At 57.3% G+C, this 18,145-nt stretch carries 20 protein-coding genes; 3 read left to right on the plus strand and 17 right to left on the minus strand.

Annotated features, from left to right (window positions below; genetic code table 11):
* Positions 1 to 308: 308 nt before the first annotated feature.
* Together BN77_RS24225 and BN77_RS24235 are read right to left on the minus strand one after the other, a co-directional pair.
* Positions 309 to 1,232 (minus strand): ketopantoate reductase family protein, encoded by a 924-nt coding sequence (locus BN77_RS24225; RefSeq protein ID WP_007537038.1) that lies wholly within the window; start codon positions 1,230 to 1,232, stop codon positions 309 to 311.
* A 285-nt stretch (positions 1,233 to 1,517) separates the two neighbouring features.
* Positions 1,518 to 2,279: an SDR family NAD(P)-dependent oxidoreductase gene (locus BN77_RS24235; RefSeq protein ID WP_007537040.1), complete on the minus strand. Its 762-nt coding sequence runs from the start codon at positions 2,277 to 2,279 to the stop codon at positions 1,518 to 1,520.
* Between the two features lie 96 nt (positions 2,280 to 2,375).
* Between BN77_RS24235 and BN77_RS24240 the strand changes: the two genes are divergently transcribed.
* Positions 2,376 to 3,290, plus strand: a complete 915-nt coding sequence (locus tag BN77_RS24240; RefSeq protein WP_040678407.1) for a LysR family transcriptional regulator — start codon at positions 2,376 to 2,378, stop codon at positions 3,288 to 3,290.
* Positions 3,291 to 3,702: 412 nt separating this feature from the next.
* On the opposite strand, the gene BN77_RS24245 is transcribed toward BN77_RS24240, so the two are convergent.
* The 3 genes from BN77_RS24245 to BN77_RS24255 form a co-directional block, all read right to left on the minus strand.
* A complete protein-coding gene (locus BN77_RS24245; protein ID WP_007537042.1) occupies positions 3,703 to 4,065 on the minus strand; it encodes an HVO_A0114 family putative DNA-binding protein in 363 nt (120 codons plus the stop codon).
* Entirely contained in the window at positions 4,062 to 4,352 is a 291-nt protein-coding gene (locus BN77_RS24250) for a toxin-antitoxin system TumE family protein (protein WP_007537043.1), read from the minus strand. The genes BN77_RS24245 and BN77_RS24250 overlap by 4 nt, the downstream gene beginning before the upstream one ends.
* A 253-nt stretch (positions 4,353 to 4,605) precedes the next feature.
* On the minus strand, positions 4,606 to 5,709 hold the full coding sequence (locus tag BN77_RS24255; protein ID WP_007537045.1) for a saccharopine dehydrogenase family protein: 1,104 nt from the start codon (positions 5,707 to 5,709) through the stop codon (positions 4,606 to 4,608).
* 135 nt (positions 5,710 to 5,844) lie between these two features.
* On the opposite strand from BN77_RS24255, the gene BN77_RS24260 reads away from it, so the two are divergent.
* Positions 5,845 to 6,276: an Lrp/AsnC family transcriptional regulator gene (locus BN77_RS24260; RefSeq protein WP_007537047.1), complete on the plus strand. Its 432-nt coding sequence runs from the start codon at positions 5,845 to 5,847 to the stop codon at positions 6,274 to 6,276.
* A 123-nt stretch (positions 6,277 to 6,399) separates the two neighbouring features.
* Here the strand turns inward: BN77_RS24260 and BN77_RS24265 are convergent, their stop codons facing one another.
* From BN77_RS24265 to BN77_RS35030, 6 genes are all read right to left on the minus strand, one after another.
* Positions 6,400 to 6,612 (minus strand): hypothetical protein, encoded by a 213-nt coding sequence (locus tag BN77_RS24265; protein WP_007537049.1) that lies wholly within the window; start codon positions 6,610 to 6,612, stop codon positions 6,400 to 6,402.
* Positions 6,613 to 6,718: 106 nt separating this feature from the next.
* Positions 6,719 to 6,973 (minus strand): hypothetical protein, encoded by a 255-nt coding sequence (locus BN77_RS24270; RefSeq protein ID WP_007537050.1) that lies wholly within the window; start codon positions 6,971 to 6,973, stop codon positions 6,719 to 6,721.
* A gap of 503 nt (positions 6,974 to 7,476) precedes the next feature.
* A complete protein-coding gene (locus BN77_RS24275) occupies positions 7,477 to 9,471 on the minus strand; it encodes a glycosyltransferase (RefSeq protein ID WP_007537051.1) in 1,995 nt (664 codons plus the stop codon).
* Positions 9,453 to 10,682 carry an HlyD family secretion protein gene (locus BN77_RS24280; protein ID WP_007537055.1) on the minus strand — a complete coding sequence of 410 codons (1,230 nt, stop codon included), beginning with the start codon at positions 10,680 to 10,682 and terminating at the stop codon, positions 9,453 to 9,455. Before BN77_RS24280 ends, BN77_RS24275 begins: the two co-directional genes overlap by 19 nt.
* Before the next feature lie 229 nt (positions 10,683 to 10,911).
* On the minus strand, positions 10,912 to 11,160 hold the full coding sequence (locus BN77_RS35025) for an arginine deiminase-related protein (RefSeq protein WP_007537067.1): 249 nt from the start codon (positions 11,158 to 11,160) through the stop codon (positions 10,912 to 10,914).
* A gap of 43 nt (positions 11,161 to 11,203) precedes the next feature.
* Complete coding sequence (locus BN77_RS35030) at positions 11,204 to 11,449, minus strand: hypothetical protein (protein ID WP_007537069.1); 246 nt, start codon at positions 11,447 to 11,449, stop codon at positions 11,204 to 11,206.
* 88 nt (positions 11,450 to 11,537) lie between these two features.
* On the opposite strand from BN77_RS35030, the gene BN77_RS24290 reads away from it, so the two are divergent.
* Entirely contained in the window at positions 11,538 to 11,813 is a 276-nt protein-coding gene (locus BN77_RS24290) for a DUF4242 domain-containing protein (RefSeq protein WP_007537071.1), read from the plus strand.
* Positions 11,814 to 11,915: 102 nt separating this feature from the next.
* Here BN77_RS24290 and BN77_RS24295 read toward each other — a convergent pair whose 3' ends face one another.
* From BN77_RS24295 to BN77_RS24325, 6 genes are all read right to left on the minus strand, one after another.
* Positions 11,916 to 12,347 (minus strand): type II toxin-antitoxin system VapC family toxin, encoded by a 432-nt coding sequence (locus BN77_RS24295; protein WP_007537073.1) that lies wholly within the window; start codon positions 12,345 to 12,347, stop codon positions 11,916 to 11,918.
* Positions 12,344 to 12,646, minus strand: coding sequence for a hypothetical protein (locus tag BN77_RS24300; protein ID WP_007537075.1), 303 nt, complete (start codon positions 12,644 to 12,646; stop codon positions 12,344 to 12,346). Before BN77_RS24300 ends, BN77_RS24295 begins: the two co-directional genes overlap by 4 nt.
* Before the next feature lie 1,346 nt (positions 12,647 to 13,992).
* Positions 13,993 to 15,063 (minus strand): ABC transporter ATP-binding protein, encoded by a 1,071-nt coding sequence (locus BN77_RS24310; protein WP_007537084.1) that lies wholly within the window; start codon positions 15,061 to 15,063, stop codon positions 13,993 to 13,995.
* Between the two features lie 5 nt (positions 15,064 to 15,068).
* Positions 15,069 to 15,920 carry a carbohydrate ABC transporter permease gene (locus tag BN77_RS24315; RefSeq protein ID WP_007537086.1) on the minus strand — a complete coding sequence of 284 codons (852 nt, stop codon included), beginning with the start codon at positions 15,918 to 15,920 and terminating at the stop codon, positions 15,069 to 15,071.
* Positions 15,913 to 16,794: a carbohydrate ABC transporter permease gene (locus BN77_RS24320; protein WP_007537088.1), complete on the minus strand. Its 882-nt coding sequence runs from the start codon at positions 16,792 to 16,794 to the stop codon at positions 15,913 to 15,915. Before BN77_RS24320 ends, BN77_RS24315 begins: the two co-directional genes overlap by 8 nt.
* A gap of 60 nt (positions 16,795 to 16,854) precedes the next feature.
* A complete protein-coding gene (locus tag BN77_RS24325) occupies positions 16,855 to 18,126 on the minus strand; it encodes an ABC transporter substrate-binding protein (RefSeq protein ID WP_007537090.1) in 1,272 nt (423 codons plus the stop codon).
* Positions 18,127 to 18,145 lie beyond the last annotated feature (19 nt).

The raw sequence follows: 18,145 nt of genomic DNA on the forward strand, positions 1-18,145 counted from the left end.
TGCGAGGTACAAGGACTTGGGGAGAGGTCGATCCCGTAATAGTGGTCGATGGCGCTCCTTTTCAGGGCAGTCGCCGAGGCGACCGCATCCCCATAAGCGATTTCTGAACAGCTTCCGTATCTCTTCGGAATGCTGGTTACGAAGCAAGCCGTAGACCTCACAATGAAACATTATGTTTTCGCCGACGGGTCTTCCGGCAAGATGCCCGGTGCTTGTTCAACATGGCTTGTGCATCTTCGGTACTAGTCGAAGCGGTGCTTTCAGCCCGATTTTGCTCGGTTTCCATTGTTTCCTTCCCAGAAAAACCATCAACCGTGGAGAGGTGTGCCGTTTGCGTATAGATGCAGCGCCCGATAGACCGCCGTATGTGATGGCGTCGGTACGCCAAGTTCGCGCCCGAGCGAGTGCATGCGTCCCGAAAGCCATGCAAGTTCCAGCTTCTTTCCTTGCAAAAGATCGTTGGCCATCGATGAGCGCGTATCGAGCGGCAGGTTTTGCCACACGGATTGAGCGTGCGCCTCGTATCCGTCCTGCATCGGATGGCCCGCTGCCTTCGCCACCGCCATGCCCTCGTCCCTCAACTGGTCGAGGAATATGCGCGATTCAGGATCGGTCAGGATCGGTCCGATTCCAGAACGTATCAAGCTAGTCGCACCTGAAAACGCGCAGAGCGTCACGAACTTAGTCCAGAGCGCCTGGTCGATATCTTCAACCGTCTGCAGTCCAATGTTTCCAGCCTGAATGCACGCCGTGAGCAGCGCACCGATCACCGGGTCATTGTGGCCGCCGACATAGAACTGCGTGGCACCGCCCACATGCACGATCAAGCCAGGCCGCTTGAGATAACCTGAAATATAGGCGGTACCGCCGACAACCTGCGAAGGCGGCACCAGCCGAGCAAGTGTTTCGACACTGTCGATGCCGTTCTGCAGCGTCACCACTCTCGTCTCCGGCCCGACCATCGGCACAATCGCCGCCGCCGCCGTTGTGCTGTCATAGAGCTTGACAGCAAAGAAAATGACATCGACGTGGCCGATCTCGTCAGGCATCTCGGTCGCCCTTACGTGTGTCAGACCGACGTTGCCGAGCGGGCTTTCAAGCCGAAGTCCGTGGCTTCGCATTGCTTCGAGGTGGGCACCACGTGCAATAAAGATGACATCCTGGCCGGCCAGAGCAAGCCGCGCACCAAGATAGCCGCCGATAGCGCCCGACCCCATGATCGCGATCCGCATGGCCGCCCCCCAACGACAAAACCCTTGGCTGTAAAATCAATATAGCAATTCTACCGCCCTGGACCACAATCAAATGGTCCTTTCGGGTGAAGTCGCAAGAAATGTGATCGATCCCGCACGTTGGTATCGCGCGTCTCAGCAGCAAGGAAGTCTTCCCTTTCAAGTCGCCTCTTCCGGTCATATCGATGATTACTTTCGGCCCGAGCAGGCCTCTGGATTACTTGCGAAGATCGGCAGGTCCAATCTTCGCAAGTTAAACGAATATGGGGAACGTGAGTGGGCCGGCTAGAAACGGATACCTCCCAAGGTGAAACCGCCGTCAACAGTGATCTCCTGTCCCGTCACGAAACGTGCATCGTCGGAAAGCAGCCAGGCCACTGTCCCGGCGATATCTTCCGATCTGCCATTGCGGCGAAGCGGGGTGTGGTTGGCCAAGCGTGCGGCGAAAACGGGATCGATGACATCATCTGCCATTGGGGTCAGGATGATGCCCGGATTGATGGCGTTGACACGAATGTTGCGGGGCCCCTGCTCAACCGCGAGCGTGCGCATCATTGCATGCAAGGCACCCTTGGTGCTGGCGTAGGCTCCAGCGCCCGGCATGACGCCGCCCGCTGTCCAGGAAGCATTGATGAGAATGCTGCCATTCTCTAAATGTGGCAGGCAACTCCTGATCGTAAGAAATGTGCCGCGCAAATTGGTGCTGATCAGCGCATCGAGGTCGTCTGCCGTTGTTTCGGCCAAAGGCTGGAAATCGCCGAGCACCCCGGCGTTGGCAAACAGGGCATCCAGCTTTCCAAATCGGTCAATGGTGGTTTGTACCGCTGACGATACCGCTTTGCCGTCCGCTATATCACAAGCAATCGCAATAGCAGTTCCGCCGATAGCTTCAATCTCAGACTGAAGCGTATGGATCGGGTCAGGCCGGCGTCCAACCAGAACAACCTGTCCGCCTTCTTCGACCAGGCGAAGAGCGGCGGCTCGCCCCATACCCGTTCCGGCTCCCGTGATTAAAATGGTTTTGCCCATAAATCTGTTCTGCGTCATGTCGTGCTCCTTTTGCAGCGTCATGAGGTTGTAATTATGTCCACGAACAACGATAATCGTGGAAATATCTGATAGATCTCAAAGCAAAAGTATCGAATGGGCCTTTTTCGTTCCATGCAGGTATTCGTAACGACTGTCCAGGAGGGCTCGATGAGTGCCGCTTCCGTCAAGCTGGGCATATCCCCCGCAATGGTGGGACAGCATGTGGCGGCTCTGGAGGAACGGCTTGGAATGCGTCTTCTGAACAGAACCACGCGCCGCCAGAGTCTGACAGATTTCGGTAAGAGCTATGTCGAGCAGTGCAGGGACATTTTGGAGCGTGTGGCCGTTGCCGATCAGCATGCCGAGGCAGAGCGATCGGAACCCCGTGGACAACTAAAGATCACAGCACCGACAACCTTTGGCGCAGAAGTCCTGATGCCAGCATTGCCACGCTACCGCGTGCTTGCGCCTGAGGTGAAATTGGATATCACCCTGACGGATCGCAATGTCGATATTGTCGATGAGGGCTTCGACATTGCCTTCCGAATCGGGGAGCCGCCGGACAGCCGTTTAATTGCCCGTCCTCTCGCTCCCTATCGGATGATGATTTGTGCTGCACCGGACTACCTAACGCAGCGTGGTCACCCCGATCATCCCGGTGACCTCGCCAATCATGAAGCCATCGGGTTTACTCCCGCAGCACGCTCACCCTGGAAACTGACGAAAGGCAACGACGAGGTGGAGGTCTTGCCGCGCATCTCGATAACCGTCAACAGTGGCCAGGCCCTGCGTACGGCTGCCCGGGTCGGGCTTGGCGTGATCATGCAACCTGCCATGTTGCTAAGTTCAGACATCGAGACTGGCCTTCTCGTCCAACTATTTCCAGATTGGCATCTGCGTGAACGGCCCATGTCACTCATCTATCATCGTGATCGGCGCATGACGCCTCGCCTTCGCAGCATCATCTCATTTGCGATTTCAGAATTCGGCACGGCACCAGACGAAAAGAGAAATTCTCAGGGCGAATGACATTATGTGCGCGAAGCGGTCGACGTATGTTTGTCCGGCTGTCGGCCAAAGCGAACGAAGCTTGATCGGATTGAGCTCTAACTTAACAGGCCGTTGCAGCCAGTCGATGATACCTTCTGATGTCGGAGATGCGACGCCTTCGGTGTCGAAGGTTGCCAACAGCGGCGAGCATCTCCGCCCCCGCGGTTGGAAAGTTGCAAATGCTGTCGGGCCGTCGCCCGCTTCAATTTGCACCCAGCGAACGATGCCATCGGCGTCGATGGCGCAAAACCTATCCAACCAGGGTTACAAGGATATTGGTGACGGCTGGCCCCGCAATTCCACAGCTGCGTTAGTGGCTGGGTACGCATGAGCACTTTGCTCTATTTTAAGCCTGCAGACGGACCTGCGCCGTCCACACGGGACTGACGATTTAGGCCGCCCGCAGGTCGAAGTTCGCGTGGATGACATCGTATGGAATGCAGATCTTTCCGTCCTCGTGTTCAATGATGGCCCATTCGGCAAGAAGAGAAACATCTTCGTGTACTCTTTTCACGTCGCGATCGATGGATCGGGCCAATCCGCGAATGCTCGATGGTCCGAGCTTCTGCAAGTGTTCGATCAACTCCCATCTCTTTGGATTGATGACCGTAAGCAGCTGGGCGAGCGAGGAAAAAGTAAAGACAGCAACCGGTTCGGATGGCTCGCCCGTGCGCATGGCGCGCGTGGCTCTATGCAATGCCTCGTTGAAGACGGCCTCACTATCTGATCTGATCTGTATCAGCGCTTCTCTCATGGTTGCTGCCTCCTCTTGATTATTTCCTTCCGAAAGTCGGAAAGGAGGGCGTCGGTCGTCGTGAAGTCGTAGCGATACTCGTCAACGTCGAGATGGTAATGGTCGCCCTTGCCGCGCTCCTTGTCGAATCCAACGATGCGATGTCCGTCCTTCCCGTAATAAAGTCGGTACTTGAACAAATGGACACTTCCGGGAGTCGGCTCAGGCACTTTCCAGATAACAATCTCCATGATCGCCCCGTCGGGGAAGACGGTCTTTGAACGTTCAAGAAGTACCGCTGCAAGCATGTTGTCATTTATGCCAACACCCTGAGGCGATGCCAATAAAGCCAACATTAATTTGGGAAAACCAAACCGGATCGCGGCGCAAACAACCGCGACCCGGCTCCTGCCCTTAGATGAGCAGCATCTGCAAAAGCAGCGCACGCAGGCGACATGGAGTGTTTACAGCCGCGCGGATTCGGCCGTCTTCTGCGCGGTCAGCTCCCTGTCGGCGCCTGCGGAATGGACGAGAACGGAATGGGCCGTCGCATAAGGTGGCCTAAACGGCCTGCTTCAGACGAAGCGCCTCCGGGTCGTAGACGCGCCCAAAACGGTTATTGAGGAAATCTGCAAGGGCAACTTCCTCCTGACGAATAAAACCTGTTTGAGGAAGCCGTCCCGCAGCAAGCAGATCGAGTATCGTTGTAATCCCAGCTGCGGTTGTGACCTGGATCGCGCTCATCTTCTTTCCCGCGACAACGCTGGAATAGACCTTGTTTGCATAGGTCTCCTGAAGGTAGCGGCCATCTTTCCAGCCGCAGACAGTCACGAAAACAACGACGACATCCTGCATCGTGGCAGGAAGGGCGTGCTCGAACAGGTCCTTCAGTACGTCGCGTCGATTCTTGAGGTTGAGGTCGTTTAGAAGAGCCTTGATGATCGCCTGATGGCCGGGATAGCGGATCGTGCGATAGTTCATCGTGCGTACGCGACCCTCGAGCGTCTTGGCAAGCGTCCCCAAGCCACCAGACGTGTTGAACGCTTCATAGGTAACCCCGTCGAGAGAGAACTCTTCGCGCTCTTCCATGGCAGGAACCGTCACGAGCTTGCCTTCTACGATCGCTTCGCAGGGTTCGATATATTCGTTGATCAGACCGTCCGTGCTCCAGGTCAGATTGTAGTTCAACGCGTTGGATGGATATTGGGGCAAAGCGCCGACACGCATGCGGACGCTGTCGAGACTATCGAAGCGTTGGGCGAGATCGTTTGCGACGATCGAAATGAAACCGGGCGCCAGGCCGCACTGCGGGATGAAGGCGACGTTTGCCCCTTTGGACAACTCTTCGACCTTCTTGGTGGTCGCCACGTCTTCCGTGAGGTCAAGATAGTGGACCGATGCGGCAAGGGCAGCCTCTGCAATCTTACCCGTGAGATGGAAGGGAGCGGCCGACAGGACGGCGAACTTGCCTCGAAGAAGACCGACGAGCGCCTCCTTGTCAGTAATATCGACGATAGCGCCGCGGACTGCCGGATGAGCGTCCAGCTTGCCTAGCTGCGCCTGGTCACGATCAGTCACCGTCACCTCGTAGTCACCGGTCTCCGCAAGCATAACAGCGATGGCGCCACCAATTTTGCCTGCGCCAATTACCACTATCTCTTTCATTCACGTCCCCTTGGTTCGCTATTGGATTTTTATAAACCTATGGGGATCTCACGCGATTCATAGTGACGAAATGCTCGAAATGCCGCATTAATCTGTGCTTAATGACGAACAATTTGGCACAGTGCAGGAGGCGCAATGATCCTCACCAATAAAGATCGGGATCTCTTGGCCGTGCTCGGCGAGAACGCACGAATGCCTGTTGCAACATTGGCCAAGAGACTGCAGCTCTCGCGGACAACCGTTCAGGCCCGGCTGGAACGATTGGAGAGAGAAGGCATCATAGCGGGATACGGAATTCGACTTTCGGAGGCCTACTCGTCGAGCCTAGCTCGAGCCCACGTGATGATCACCCTGGCACCGAAGGTGCTCTCGCAGGTGTGTGCTGCCCTTCAGCGCATTCAAGCAGTAAAATCACTTCACTCGGTGAGCGGCACTTTTGACCTGATCGCCATTGTTGAGGCGCCGTCCATTCGGGAGCTGGACCAGCTTGTCGATGAAATAGGAATGATTGACGGCGTTGAACGCACCTTGTCGTCGATCATATTATCGACACGCATCAGCCGATAACAAACCCAGGCTACGGCCTTCAGGGCTACCATCTCTCAGGCGCATCATTCGGGGCGGCCCGGTATCGGCGTGGAAATCGATGCAGGATGTGGGATCCAGCAGCATGGCTACGGAGGGGCCGCATCACTTGTTCAGGGGATCTTTGCTTGCCGCCTCTAATACCTCACGCACCCACTTGGCCAGCGCCGGATCTTTTAAGAGCTGGTCTTGGAAATCTTTCTCATCGAGTTTCCCCACCCGATAAGCGTCAACTATTTCCCGCTGTTGCTTGTTCAGCTCTCGGGCATTTGCGTGCTTCACCGCGCTTCTGAATGGCTGGATATCGCTCATCGACATGACATTTTCCTCCCGGACAAAAACAAAAGAAGAGCTTCAAAGGTTCCGGGAACGGCCGCTTGCCTCCGCCCGCTCGTCCCAGTATCCCTTAAAGAGGGGCGGATGACTAAAGCATACCAGAAGCGCCGAAATGGGAATGTAGCTCAGCCTCAAGTTCTGTGCAGAGTTGCTCATATTCGTCCAGGAGAAGCCTGTCCCCATCCTCATCGCGCAATTTGTCACGGAAACGAATAGCGTCGCCGTAGTTTTCGATCTCTTCGGTCCACCAATGAGCGATGTGGGCATAGCGCCTAAGATCCGGACAACGAACGAGAAGGACCGCAAGGCCATATCGAAAGCTGTCGAAGAAGGCATCAGCCATGCTACAAACATCCCCCCAAAAGAGGCCCCGCGCGAGGCGGGGCAGTTAGCGAGTGTTTGCTCTGGGGGCGACTAGATCCCAAAGCGGTCACCGAACCGCGATGCAAGGGCTTTGTTCCCAGAAGTCCAGAAAATTTCTCCCCCAACTGTCCTCGACGACACGGGTTGTCTCGCCACGCTTGCAGCGACAAGGCTCAAGACGGGCGATCTATTTCTCGCGCATTGCTCTGCGAGATCGAGCAGACCTCGACAGGCGCGAGCACCTCCCTCGTTTCTCTGTCCGAAGGGGATCACCTGACCGTAGGCAACCTTGTTCACCACGGCAGCCGACGGACGGGGGAGACGAGTGCAATTCCCCGCTGCGGTTAGAGTTCGTCGAGGCATTGACGAGGAAGTCAGTTGACATCGCTCGCAAGCCAAGCTCACTGCACCAGATGGGACCCGCCGCTCGTGCCTAACGCGCGTGCTTTCGGTCGCCGCGCTTCGTTAGCGCTAGGCACTTGGTTATAAGCCGCGTGTTCGCCCGAATGTGCGCAAGAAGAGATTGATCGAGACGGCGACCTTATCTATGTCAGGCACATCCTGTGAGTAGCGACCGGTGTAAAGCTTTACGATCAGTTTGTCGCGCTCTTGCCCGGCGAGATCGAAATGGAGATGCAGAAAATAGGACTGCTTGTCGCCGGTACGGCTAATACTTCTGCGCCGCTGAGTAACCTGCCTTAGTTCGGCGCGAATTGGCTCAAAGCCATCAAGAGACAGTGTTACCGTTTCCGATTGGAAACGTGTGCCTGCCGGGACAGTGACCACAGCCTTGTCCAATGCAAGACTGACGACGCGGCCTCGGACGCCGTCCACATTTGCAGGCTCGTCAAGCTTAAAGGCGTGGAACAATCGTCGGGGCTTCTCAAAGCAAATCAGGGACGCAATGGCGAGCACGACAATGTTGATCCCCGACCAGAAAACAGCGACCGGCGAGAACTGACCGGTGATGTGAGATGTCTCCGGCACGACGTTGATGAGCAAGCCGAGTGCCGTGATCGTGGTCAAACTGGCGATCCAGGCGAAAGTATATCTGTCAAATCCACCAGCTTCGTTACCACTCCCCTTTGGAGTGACCCTAAACGGCTTGTCGAATGGTCGCACCAGGCTCGAAATGACGGTTGGTAGCATGCGAAATGTGGCAAAAGCGCCGACTGCGCTTGAAATCAACGGCAAATATCGCGTTGGCGTTATCCAGAGCATCAACAGAAAATAGGCGGTCAGCACCGGCACCTGGTGGGATACGTAGTCGTCGGCGCTGGTGAAATAAAGCGGAAGCACGCCGAACCATAGATAGATTATCGGAACGACCAAAATGCTGAAGCGAACCAAATATTGCACCAGCCACGAGACAGGCAGGAACATGACCCGCTGAAAGAGCGACAGACCTGGTCCGCGCAAGGGACCATTGGGCAGATAAAGCGTCTGAATGCCGCCCTGGCACCACCGCTCGCGCTGCACGAAATAGCCAGTCAGGTTCTCCGCCGCCAATCCCATCGACAGCCGCTCGTTCAGATAACGCGTCTTATACCCCTTGTTGAGCATGGCAAGCGTTGTCAAAAGGTCTTCCGTGATGGACTCTGTCGGAAAGCCACCAATCGCCTCGATTGCCTTGCGTCGCGCGATCGAACACGATCCGCAGCAGAAGCTAACGTCCCAAACGTCTCTGCTTGGCGCGATTTCATCAAAGAACAGGCGCTGCTCGTCTGGCCATATATTTTCCAGACCGAGATTCGACTGGACTGGATCGGTGTTGAAGAAGTGCTGCGGCGTCTGGACGATGCCAATGCTTTCATCGGAAAAGAAAGGCAGCGTCCGGCGTAAGAAATGCCGGTATGGCACGAAGTCCGCATCAAAGATTGCAACGAAGTCGCCCGAGCTCACCTTCAGGCCATTGTTCATGTTGCCAGCCTTGGCATGGGTATTGTCGGGTCTCGTGACGTGGATTGCTCCCCGGGCCTCGCAATAGGCCTTGAGCCAGTCACGACGCTGATCATCGAGGACAAAAACCTTCAGCTTATGGGCAGGATAGTCGAGCGACAGAGCGCCGATAATGGTTCTTTCCAGAACATCCAACGGCTCGTTGTAGGTCGGGATAAATATGTCCACCGTTGGGAGCTCGTCGACGTCTCGGTCGAAGAAGGTCAACGCGAGCCTGTCTGCTTCGGCGCTGCGATCGACGTTTCTGCTCATCAATATCAAAAACAGCACGACCTCAAACACGGCCAGAATTTCGACGATGAACAGGAACCAGACCCAATAAAGGCCTGGCTCATCATTCGGAAAAGGAAGCACGGTTTCGACAAATCGCCACACCATGTAGCGCAGTGCGACTGCGGCCACGAAAGCGCACGTAATTGCGCGAGCCCAGGTGTTAGAACGCGACCAATTGAATGGTCCGAGAAAAAAGAAGGCAAGGACGAGAAAGGTCGGCGCCAGCGCTACGAGATGCTGAACCACAGGCTTTCAATCCATTTCTTGATACCGACATCGTGCTTGGACAGGCGTACTTGCACCGAGCGCCCGACCTGACAGAAATTCGCAAAGTCGGAATTGAGGGTGGAGGGAGCAAGGCTCAGACGAATACGAGCGCTGCGCGCGGTCGTCACAGGCTGGTTGGCCGCAAAGGCATCCTTTTCGATTATCGCGGAACCGCCTCTCACAGACAGGACCACCGCTTTGAAGACGTCGCCGCGCCCGAAAAGTCGGACCTCGGCCGTCCTTCCAACGTAAATTTCGTCGTAGTCGACCTCGGGAACCAGGATATCCACGAATAATTCGCGGCAATCCAGGACGCGCATCAACTCGTTATTCAAAAGAACGTTCGAGCCATTCACGATGTTGCTGCTCCAGACGACCCCATCGAACGAGGCGAAGACCGTCGCCGACGCCAAGCTGTCGACGCGATTGCTCTCTTCGGCGATCTGCTTTCCGACTTCGACCGCGCGTGTTTCGTTTTCTGCTATGCGCGTATTGAGATCATTAATCCGAACAAGCACTTCGTCCTCCCGCTGCCGGGAATAAGGGACATCGTTTTGTCCGTCGCCGATGAAGATGCCCTGCCGGACTGCATCGAGCTTCTGTTCCAATTGTTCAACGGTCATATTGCTGATTTCGACTTCTCCGCCCGTGGCTGCTCCGGCCGCGCGGGCCGATTCAACGAGCTTCTTCGTCAAAATACCCTTCGACTCGAGCGTCAGCCGTCGGTCGAGGTCGACCTGCGCAACAACATCCTGTGCTTGGGAAACCTCCACCCGCTTGCGCAAGATTTCAACTTCGCGCTCGAGATTGGCGATTGTCGTCCTCTTATAGACTTCTAATCGCGCAGCCAGTTGCTGGCGAAGCGCAATCAGCTCGTCGCGCTCCCGTCTGAGCGCCGCAGCACGGTCTAGAGCGGCATTGTGCTCAGCCCGAAGCGAGGCGAGAGTTTCGCGATTCACCCTCGCATTCACAATCCTTAGGAGGGGCTGTCCTTCGACGACTGGGACCCCCACCCTGGATGGCGCTTCGGCAATCGCGCCGTCGATTGGCGCGTTCACTGTGGCAAATCGTGCGTTAACAGTTCCATCAAGGCTGGTGACGCCCGTCAGGCCCGGCAAAAAAACAATCGCCGCAAGCACCAGCAGCACGAGACCGATTGTGATGCGGACAATGCGGTGGTTCCATATCATTTTTGATATCCAACCTCGGCAACGACGAAGGGATCAACCAGTGCTTGCTTCAACAACCGGCTTTTAGTTAGGACGAGCGAAACTTCCGACAAGGGATGGTAGTAAATTCTGCGCCTGCTACCCGCTGCACTTTGACCTAAACAGCCTCGCTCATGTTCAGGGCCAACGTCCGCACAGACATCGGTTATGCTTGCATTTTGCAAAGCATGTCTTCAACCCACAGATCCGGCTACGCCGCCGCAATCGACGCAGAATCGTCCAGTCCAGAAAGGGCCGCGGGACCCTGGATCGTCCTCGTCACCCGCTCCTTCGTGCGAAGGTTAGACGTTCCGTCAGCGCCGTGCCGGACGCCGGAAAGCATGCAGCGAACCGAGCCGCCGGCAAGTTCGATCGTCGAGACGTCGAAAGGCAACAGCGTCGCGGAGCGCTGCGACTGCGCCTGATCGAGGGTAGAGTGGGACGCGGAAAGCACGACCACACGCCCTCTCCCCGCCCAAAAGCCCGCCGAGGCGAGATCTATGTCATTGTCTTCGAGAGCATTGTGAAGCGTTGGCCTCTCTTGCGCGATTGAAGAACATTTCCGCGCGGTCATTACCCCCTTTGGCTTGATCAAATAGGCCGAGATTGTAGTTCGTCTGTCGGTCGTCATGTCGAAGCCTCAAGGCATTGGCATAATGCTCCACGGCGGCAGCAGAACCCACAGGTTGTTGTGGCTTTTTGGACACGACGCACGAAGTTGGATAGCTCGCGGCGAAATAGATATTCATTTCGTTCTCTACCGCGAAAAGCTATAGTTTTGCCGATGGCGGGCGCGGATAGTTCGCCGCCCGCCTGTCTCACGCCGAGGAGACTATCATGCCACAGTATATGGTTGAAAGACACTTGCCCGGCATCACTCCGGAACAACTCACCGCAGCCGCGTCTCGTGCGAAGCAGGTCACCGCCAAGTTGACGAACGAAGGTAAGCCGGTGCGCTATCTGCGCTCGACGTTCGTTCCCTCGGAGGAGAAGTGTTTCTGTCTCTTTGAAGCGCCTTCTGCCGAACGCGTTCGCGAGGCAAATGTGCTCGCGGAAATACCCTTGCTCCGGATCACCGAGGTCGCTCACATCGCGGCGGACGACCTAGCCTGAGCAAAGTCGCCGTTCGCCAGTTGCGCGGACAGCAAGAACGAACCGAACCTGCTGCCTCACACACGGGGGCCAGCGTGAGGCGCGAGAAGGGCTTTGCTCGCATCAGACCGTTCCGCGAATTGGATTGATGATCTCGATGCCGGCGAAATCACGCTCGTTGTCGGTGACAACAACGCAGTCATTTGCCCCAGCAATCGCAGCTACGATCATGTCGAGCCCACTGCGAGGACGCCCGGCGGCTTTGCCGTCGGCCATCAGCCGCGCCCAAATCAGACCGGCCCTATCGTCGAAAGGCAAAACCCGCCCAGCGAAGAGGGATTGCGGCCCTTCCGACCCTGCGAACCAGGCATCCAGCGCATCGCGCTTCTTTCCGCGCGACTTTTCGAGAATGCCACGCCTGATCTCAGCAATCGTCAGCGAGGAAATGAACAGATCCTCGTCGCGCTGCTCCGTCAACCAAGTCATAAGCGACTCCGAAGGCTGAGCCTTGACGATGTTGCTGATAATGTTTGTGTCCAGAAGGTAGTGCGTCACAAATCGACCTTGCGCCCATTCTCACGCGGGCGGGAAAGGTCGAGATCAGCGCCGACCAAGGGGGAGCGACGCAGGGCGGTAAGAATATTGCCAGGTTTCGGCCGATTGCCAGCCACAACCATTTTTACAGCCGAACGGACCTGCTCCGCTTCCGGACCTTCCTCGGCCAGGCGCCGGGCAAGCGTGCGGATCAGTTCGCGATCGGCGTCGAGCGCCATCACCTCAAAGCGCGTGAAGCCGCGCTGCGTCAGGCGTGCGCGGTAATTCTGAAGCGCCCTCTTCTGTGCGGAACTGCCCATCGTCGACCTCCTGCTATATCTGGATATATAATCCAAATCCCTGCAGCCGACAAGGGATGACCATGGCGTTCGAGAGCGCAATCGCAAGCTCCGACTGCAGGTTGGCATACTCTGCCGCTACGGAGCGTGGTTGCTGGTTATGCTCGTGGCTAAACTGTGCTAGCTCAGAACCGATCATGCAATACTCCTTGTCGCGTGAGGTCGTATCCGCTTCACGTGCAGAATGCCGTCGTGCGACATCTTCGAAATCTTTCGCCGGAATTGTGTCGTCCGCTTTGCTATCGCGAGGTCACCCGTCTCCTCAGCACTTAAACCCTCGAAAAGCGGAGCGGATTCGAAGAGCTTTTCGACCGCAACTGGTGGCGCCTCGAGTGCGTCCCGCTCTTCAATGATCTGCGTACCAAGATCCTTGGCCAACGGTCGGCGACGCCCGATTGCTCATCTCATAGTGAACCCGCCCACCGTCCTGAACGGCTTCACCCTCTACCAAGGATTCTATGCGGATGTTGATTACTTCCGCCGTTCTCGATGACATCGCCATTAGCACATGCCCTATCTCGTGGACGCACTTGCGGTGAACGACTTCCTCGGGAAGTGGAACCTTCGCCGAGAGGACGGCTCCGACGTCCTGCACGCTCAGCACGCCCTTTCGACTAAACTAAATTGTCTGGTAGGTGACGGAACAAACGCCGAGGCGGATTGGTTTGCGCGCCGAAGAGGGGCGACGCACACCCCTCTTTCATTTCCCTGTCACCACCTCCCCCTGAAACTGCTCGTTGAAGCAACGATAGACCGCAGTCGGCACGAAGCAGATGTGGGAATCGGATGGAGGCGCAATTCAGCCACTTCGTCTGTTATGGCTGCCTGGGCACGAACAGCGGACGTATGCATTCACTCAAAAGCCGGCGGCCCCTTGCGGCCCGGCCGTGCCGGCCGTTTTGGAAGATCGGTCTGAATTTCAGCTACCTGAAAGACTCCTTGATGAAGGATAGCGGAGGTGGAGCGGTGGAGGACTCAAAGAGCAGTCCCAGAAGAACGCGGAGAACCGGGATGAACGCGCACCATCGTTTCGCTGACAGAGCGAATCCCTTTGCCGGACCAGCGGACGTCGGATTGCTGGCCACGGCCAGCGGCGGCCATGCGTCTGCCGCCGCCAGCCGCGCGGCGCCGTCTCGCCCAGATTGCTGCCCAATTTTCACCGATTGGGTCGTGTGTGGATCGGCCGTGGGGCGCAATCTGCTAAATCGCTGGAAGGTTTGGTTGCGGGGGCCTGATGGCATGGAGACTTGCAATTTCAAGCCCCTACCGGCAGCGGACAATGCCCACCGCCGGCTACTCAACAGCGATCACCTTGCAGCTCTGCCGCTGCCATCGAAGACATGTACCTTCTCGGGCACGGGTGTCAGCGCCACCAGGTCTCCTGTCCGTAGCCTGACGTCGGGCGATACGAGGACCGTTACGGTCATCGCCGGCTCTTCCAGTTCGATATAGGCAAACGTCTGAGCGCCGAGTTGTTCGATGAGTTCGACGCGCCCCGAAAGGCCGCGCTCGCTCGGCGGGGCGAGGCTAAGATGTTCAGGCCTGATGCCAACCGTGACATCGCCCTGCGCGTCACAAGCATAGGGCAGAGCGATGCCGAAGGAGCCGATGGACAGAAGCTGGCCTCCGGCCGCGACGTCAAGCCGACCCGGAATGAAGTTCATCGCAGGAGCGCCGATGAAGCCGGCGACGAACATGTTGGCCGGCCACTCGTAGAGCTCCATTGGCGCGCCGACCTGTTCGATATGCCCCTTGTTGAACACGATGATCCGGTCGGCAAGCGTCATGGCCTCGGTCTGGTCGTGGGTCACATAGATCATGGTCGCGCCGAGCCGCTGGTGCAGGCGGGCGATCTCCAGGCGCATTTGCACGCGCAGCGCCGCGTCCAGGTTGGACAAGGGCTCGTCGAACAGGAAGATACGGGGCTGGCGAATGATCGCCCGGCCGATGGCCACGCGCTGCCTCTGGCCGCCCGAAAGCTCGCGCGGGGTGCGCTCCAGCAACTGGCCGATCTGGAGGACAGCGGCGACCTCCTCCACCTTCCTTTTGATCTCGTCGCGCGGACGGCGGGCAAGCTTGAGGCCAAAGCCGATGTTCTCGGCAACCGTCATGTGCGGAAACAGCGCGTAGGACTGGAAGACCATCGCGATTTCGCGCTCAGCCGGGGCGACGCGCGTTACGTCCTTTCCCGCGATGTTGATCTCGCCGCTGGTCACGTCTTCCAGGCCGGAGATCATCCGCAGCATGGTGGACTTGCCGCAGCCGGACGGACCGACGAACACGACGAATTCACCCTCGGCCACGTCCAGATCGATGCCGCGGATGACATCGATGGTGCCGAAGGCCTTGTGGATGGAACGAAGAGAAAGCTGAGACATCAAAATTAGCCCTTTACCGCGCCCATGGTCATGCCCTTGATGAAGTAGCGCTGGAAGAAAAGAAACACGAGGAGCGTCGGCAGGCTGGCGACGAGCGAAAGCGCGCCCTGCACACCCCATGCGACGGAATACTGGCCCTTCAAGTTGACGATACCGATCATGATCGTCCGCTTCTCGTCCGACTGGGTAAAGATCAGCGGCCAGAGGAAATCGTTCCAGATCCAGGTGAATTGCAGCGTCGAGAGTACGGCAAGTGCCGGGAGGCTCAGCGGCAGCACGACCTGCGTCAGCACCTGCCACTCGTTCGCGCCTTCGAGGATCGCCGCCTCGCGCAAGGCGGTCGGCACAGTCGCGAAGAAATTGCGCATGAGAAGCGTGCAGATCGGGATGCCGAGCGCGGTGTGTACGATGAAGATCGGCCAGAGCGTGTCGATCAGGCCCATGCCGTTGAAGAGCCGAAAGAGCGGCACCAGGATGACCTGCGGCGGAAAGAACATGCCGGCGACGACGACCAGGAACAGCGTGTTGGAACCGCGAAACGGAAGCTTGGCGAAGACATATCCCGTCAGGCCACCGAGCGCGATCGACATGGCCGTGCCAGGAACCGTGACCAGCAGTGTATTGATGAAATACTGGTGAACCGCCGGGTTCGCCAGGACTTCGGCGAAATTGCCGAGATAGAGCGACGAGGGTACAGACCAGAGATTACCGAGCGCGATCTCCCGCGTCGTCTTGACCGAGGAGAGCAGCACCCCGAGCGTCGGCAGCAGGAAGCAGACGGCAAGCACGCTCAAGATGACGAATGTCGCCACACGCCAGGGATGAAAGGGCCCTTGGGCCGTCGAACGGCTAGCCATAGATGCGGTCTACTTTCTTCAACTGGCGGAAATAGATGCTGATGATTGCGAGAGCGATGAGGAAGAGCACGACGGAAATCGCGCTGCCGTATCCCATCAGGTATTTCCGAAAGGATTCGTTATACATGTGCACGGCCAGCGTATCGGAGCTGTTGAATGGACCGCCGCCGGTCATGATGTAGAGAATGTCGAATCCTTTCAGAGAGTTGATGACAGACAGGGCGATCACCACCACGGTCGAGGGCGTGAGCAGCGGTACGATGACGTGGCTGATCCGCTGCCAGCGGCTGGCGCCCTCGATGCTGCAGACCTCGATGAGATCCTCAGGTATCGCCGTCAGTCCCGCCAGATAGATCACCATGGAAAGGCCGGTCTGCTGCCAGCACCAGGCGACAATGACGGCATAGAGTGCGGTATCGGGCTTAGCGAGCCAGGCAAAGCGCATCCGCTCGCCCGCGACATGCGATAGCAACGTATTGAGAAGTCCCCAGTCGGGTTGATAGATCCAGACCCAGATTTGCCCGACGATGACCGCGGAGAGGCAGATCGGAAGGTAGAAGATCGTCTTGAAGGCGCCCGCACCGGTGACCTTGCTGTCCAACAGCAATGCGAGGAAGAGCCCTAGAAGGGTCGGCACCACGATTGCGACGATCATCCAGATCGTCGTGTTGATCGCAGCATTCAGGAAAAGCTGATCAGTGACGATCTTGCTGAAATTCGCAAACCCAACGTAATCATAGTTGCTGTCGAAGCCGTTCCAGTTGGTGAAACTGTAGTAAAACGAGCTGAACAGGGGCCAAATAATGAAGAGGCCGAAAACAAAGAATGGCGGTGACAGCAAGATCACGCGCCAGAAGCGATTATGCCGCTCCATCAGGGTCCTTCCTTCTTGCAGAAGCCGCGGCCGGATAGGCCGCGGCTCGATATGTGGTGCTTATTCCGCGAACGCCTTCTTGGCTTCCGGAGCGACAGCCTTCAAGACCGTTTCCAGCTTGGAAGGGTCGTCGATGAAGCGGCTGAACATCGAAAGGCCCACTTCGGCAACCGGAGGCGGTGTGGCGAGGTCGTAGTTGAAGGCGAAGGTCGGCGCTTCGGAAACCGTCTTTGCCGCCTTCTGCATCACCACGTTGTAGGTCTTCGGATCGACATTGACGTTGGCCGAAAGCGCGCCCTGAGCCTTGGCCCAGTTGGCCTGGACATCGGCATTGGTCATCATGAACGAGAGGAACTTCTGCGCACCTTCGGGATTCTTGGCGTTTGCGGACATGACTAGGCCGTCGACCGGGCCTACAGCCGCATTCGGCACGCCGTCCTTGACTGACGGGAACGGGAAGAAGTCGTAATCCTCGCCGGCCTTGAGGCCCACGCCGTCCCAATAACCGGTGATCCAGGTACCCATGAGGGTCATGGCCGCATCGCCGCGAGCAACCTTATCGGCGGCATCGGTCCAGTCATCGGCATTGGCGTTCTGAACGAAGAAACCGACGTCGAGCAGATCCCTCCAGAGCTTCATCGCGTTGATGACTTCCGCATCGTCATAAGAAGCCTCACCGGCCATCAGCTTAGCGCGGTATTCCGGACCAGCCGTACGCAGAAGCAGGTAATCGAACCAGAACTGGGCCGGCCAACGGTTCTTCGATCCGAGCGCGATCGGCGTTACACCCTTTTCCTTCAGCTTCTTGCAGAGCGCGATAAAGTCCTCCCACTTGGCCGGCATTTCGGTGACGCCAGCATCGGCAAGTACCTTCCTGTTAAAGAAGATGCCGGCATAGTGATAGTTGAAGGGGATCAGGAAGCGTTTGCCGTCATAGATCGTCGCGCTCTTGGCAATGGTCTTGGAAACGACGCCGTCGAGATTGTTCTTGGCCCAGAGGTCATCGAGGGGCGCCAGGCTGTTCGCCTTCACGATGAAGGCGACGCGAGCGCCGGCCCAATAGCTGAAGACGTCGGGGAGGCTGTGGCCTGCAGCGCGTACCAGGATATCCGTCTTGAAATCTTCATGCCCTACCGGGCTATCCTTCATCTTGATGCCAGTCGCCTCTTCGAACTTGGCGACCTGCTCGGCGAAGGCCTTCAGGCCCAGTTCGCCGGTAAAATAGTGACTGATCGTCACCTCGCCCCCGCCTGCAAAGGCTTGGTGAGTAAAGCTGACGGTGGATGTCATAAGCGCTGCCATCATCAACGAGCGCCGCGTCATCGAAAACATTGGTTCCTCCCAGGAAGTT

Origin of the sequence: Rhizobium mesoamericanum STM3625 (assembly GCF_000312665.1) — a bacterium.
In the GTDB taxonomy this organism is placed as follows: domain Bacteria; phylum Pseudomonadota; class Alphaproteobacteria; order Rhizobiales; family Rhizobiaceae; genus Rhizobium; species Rhizobium mesoamericanum.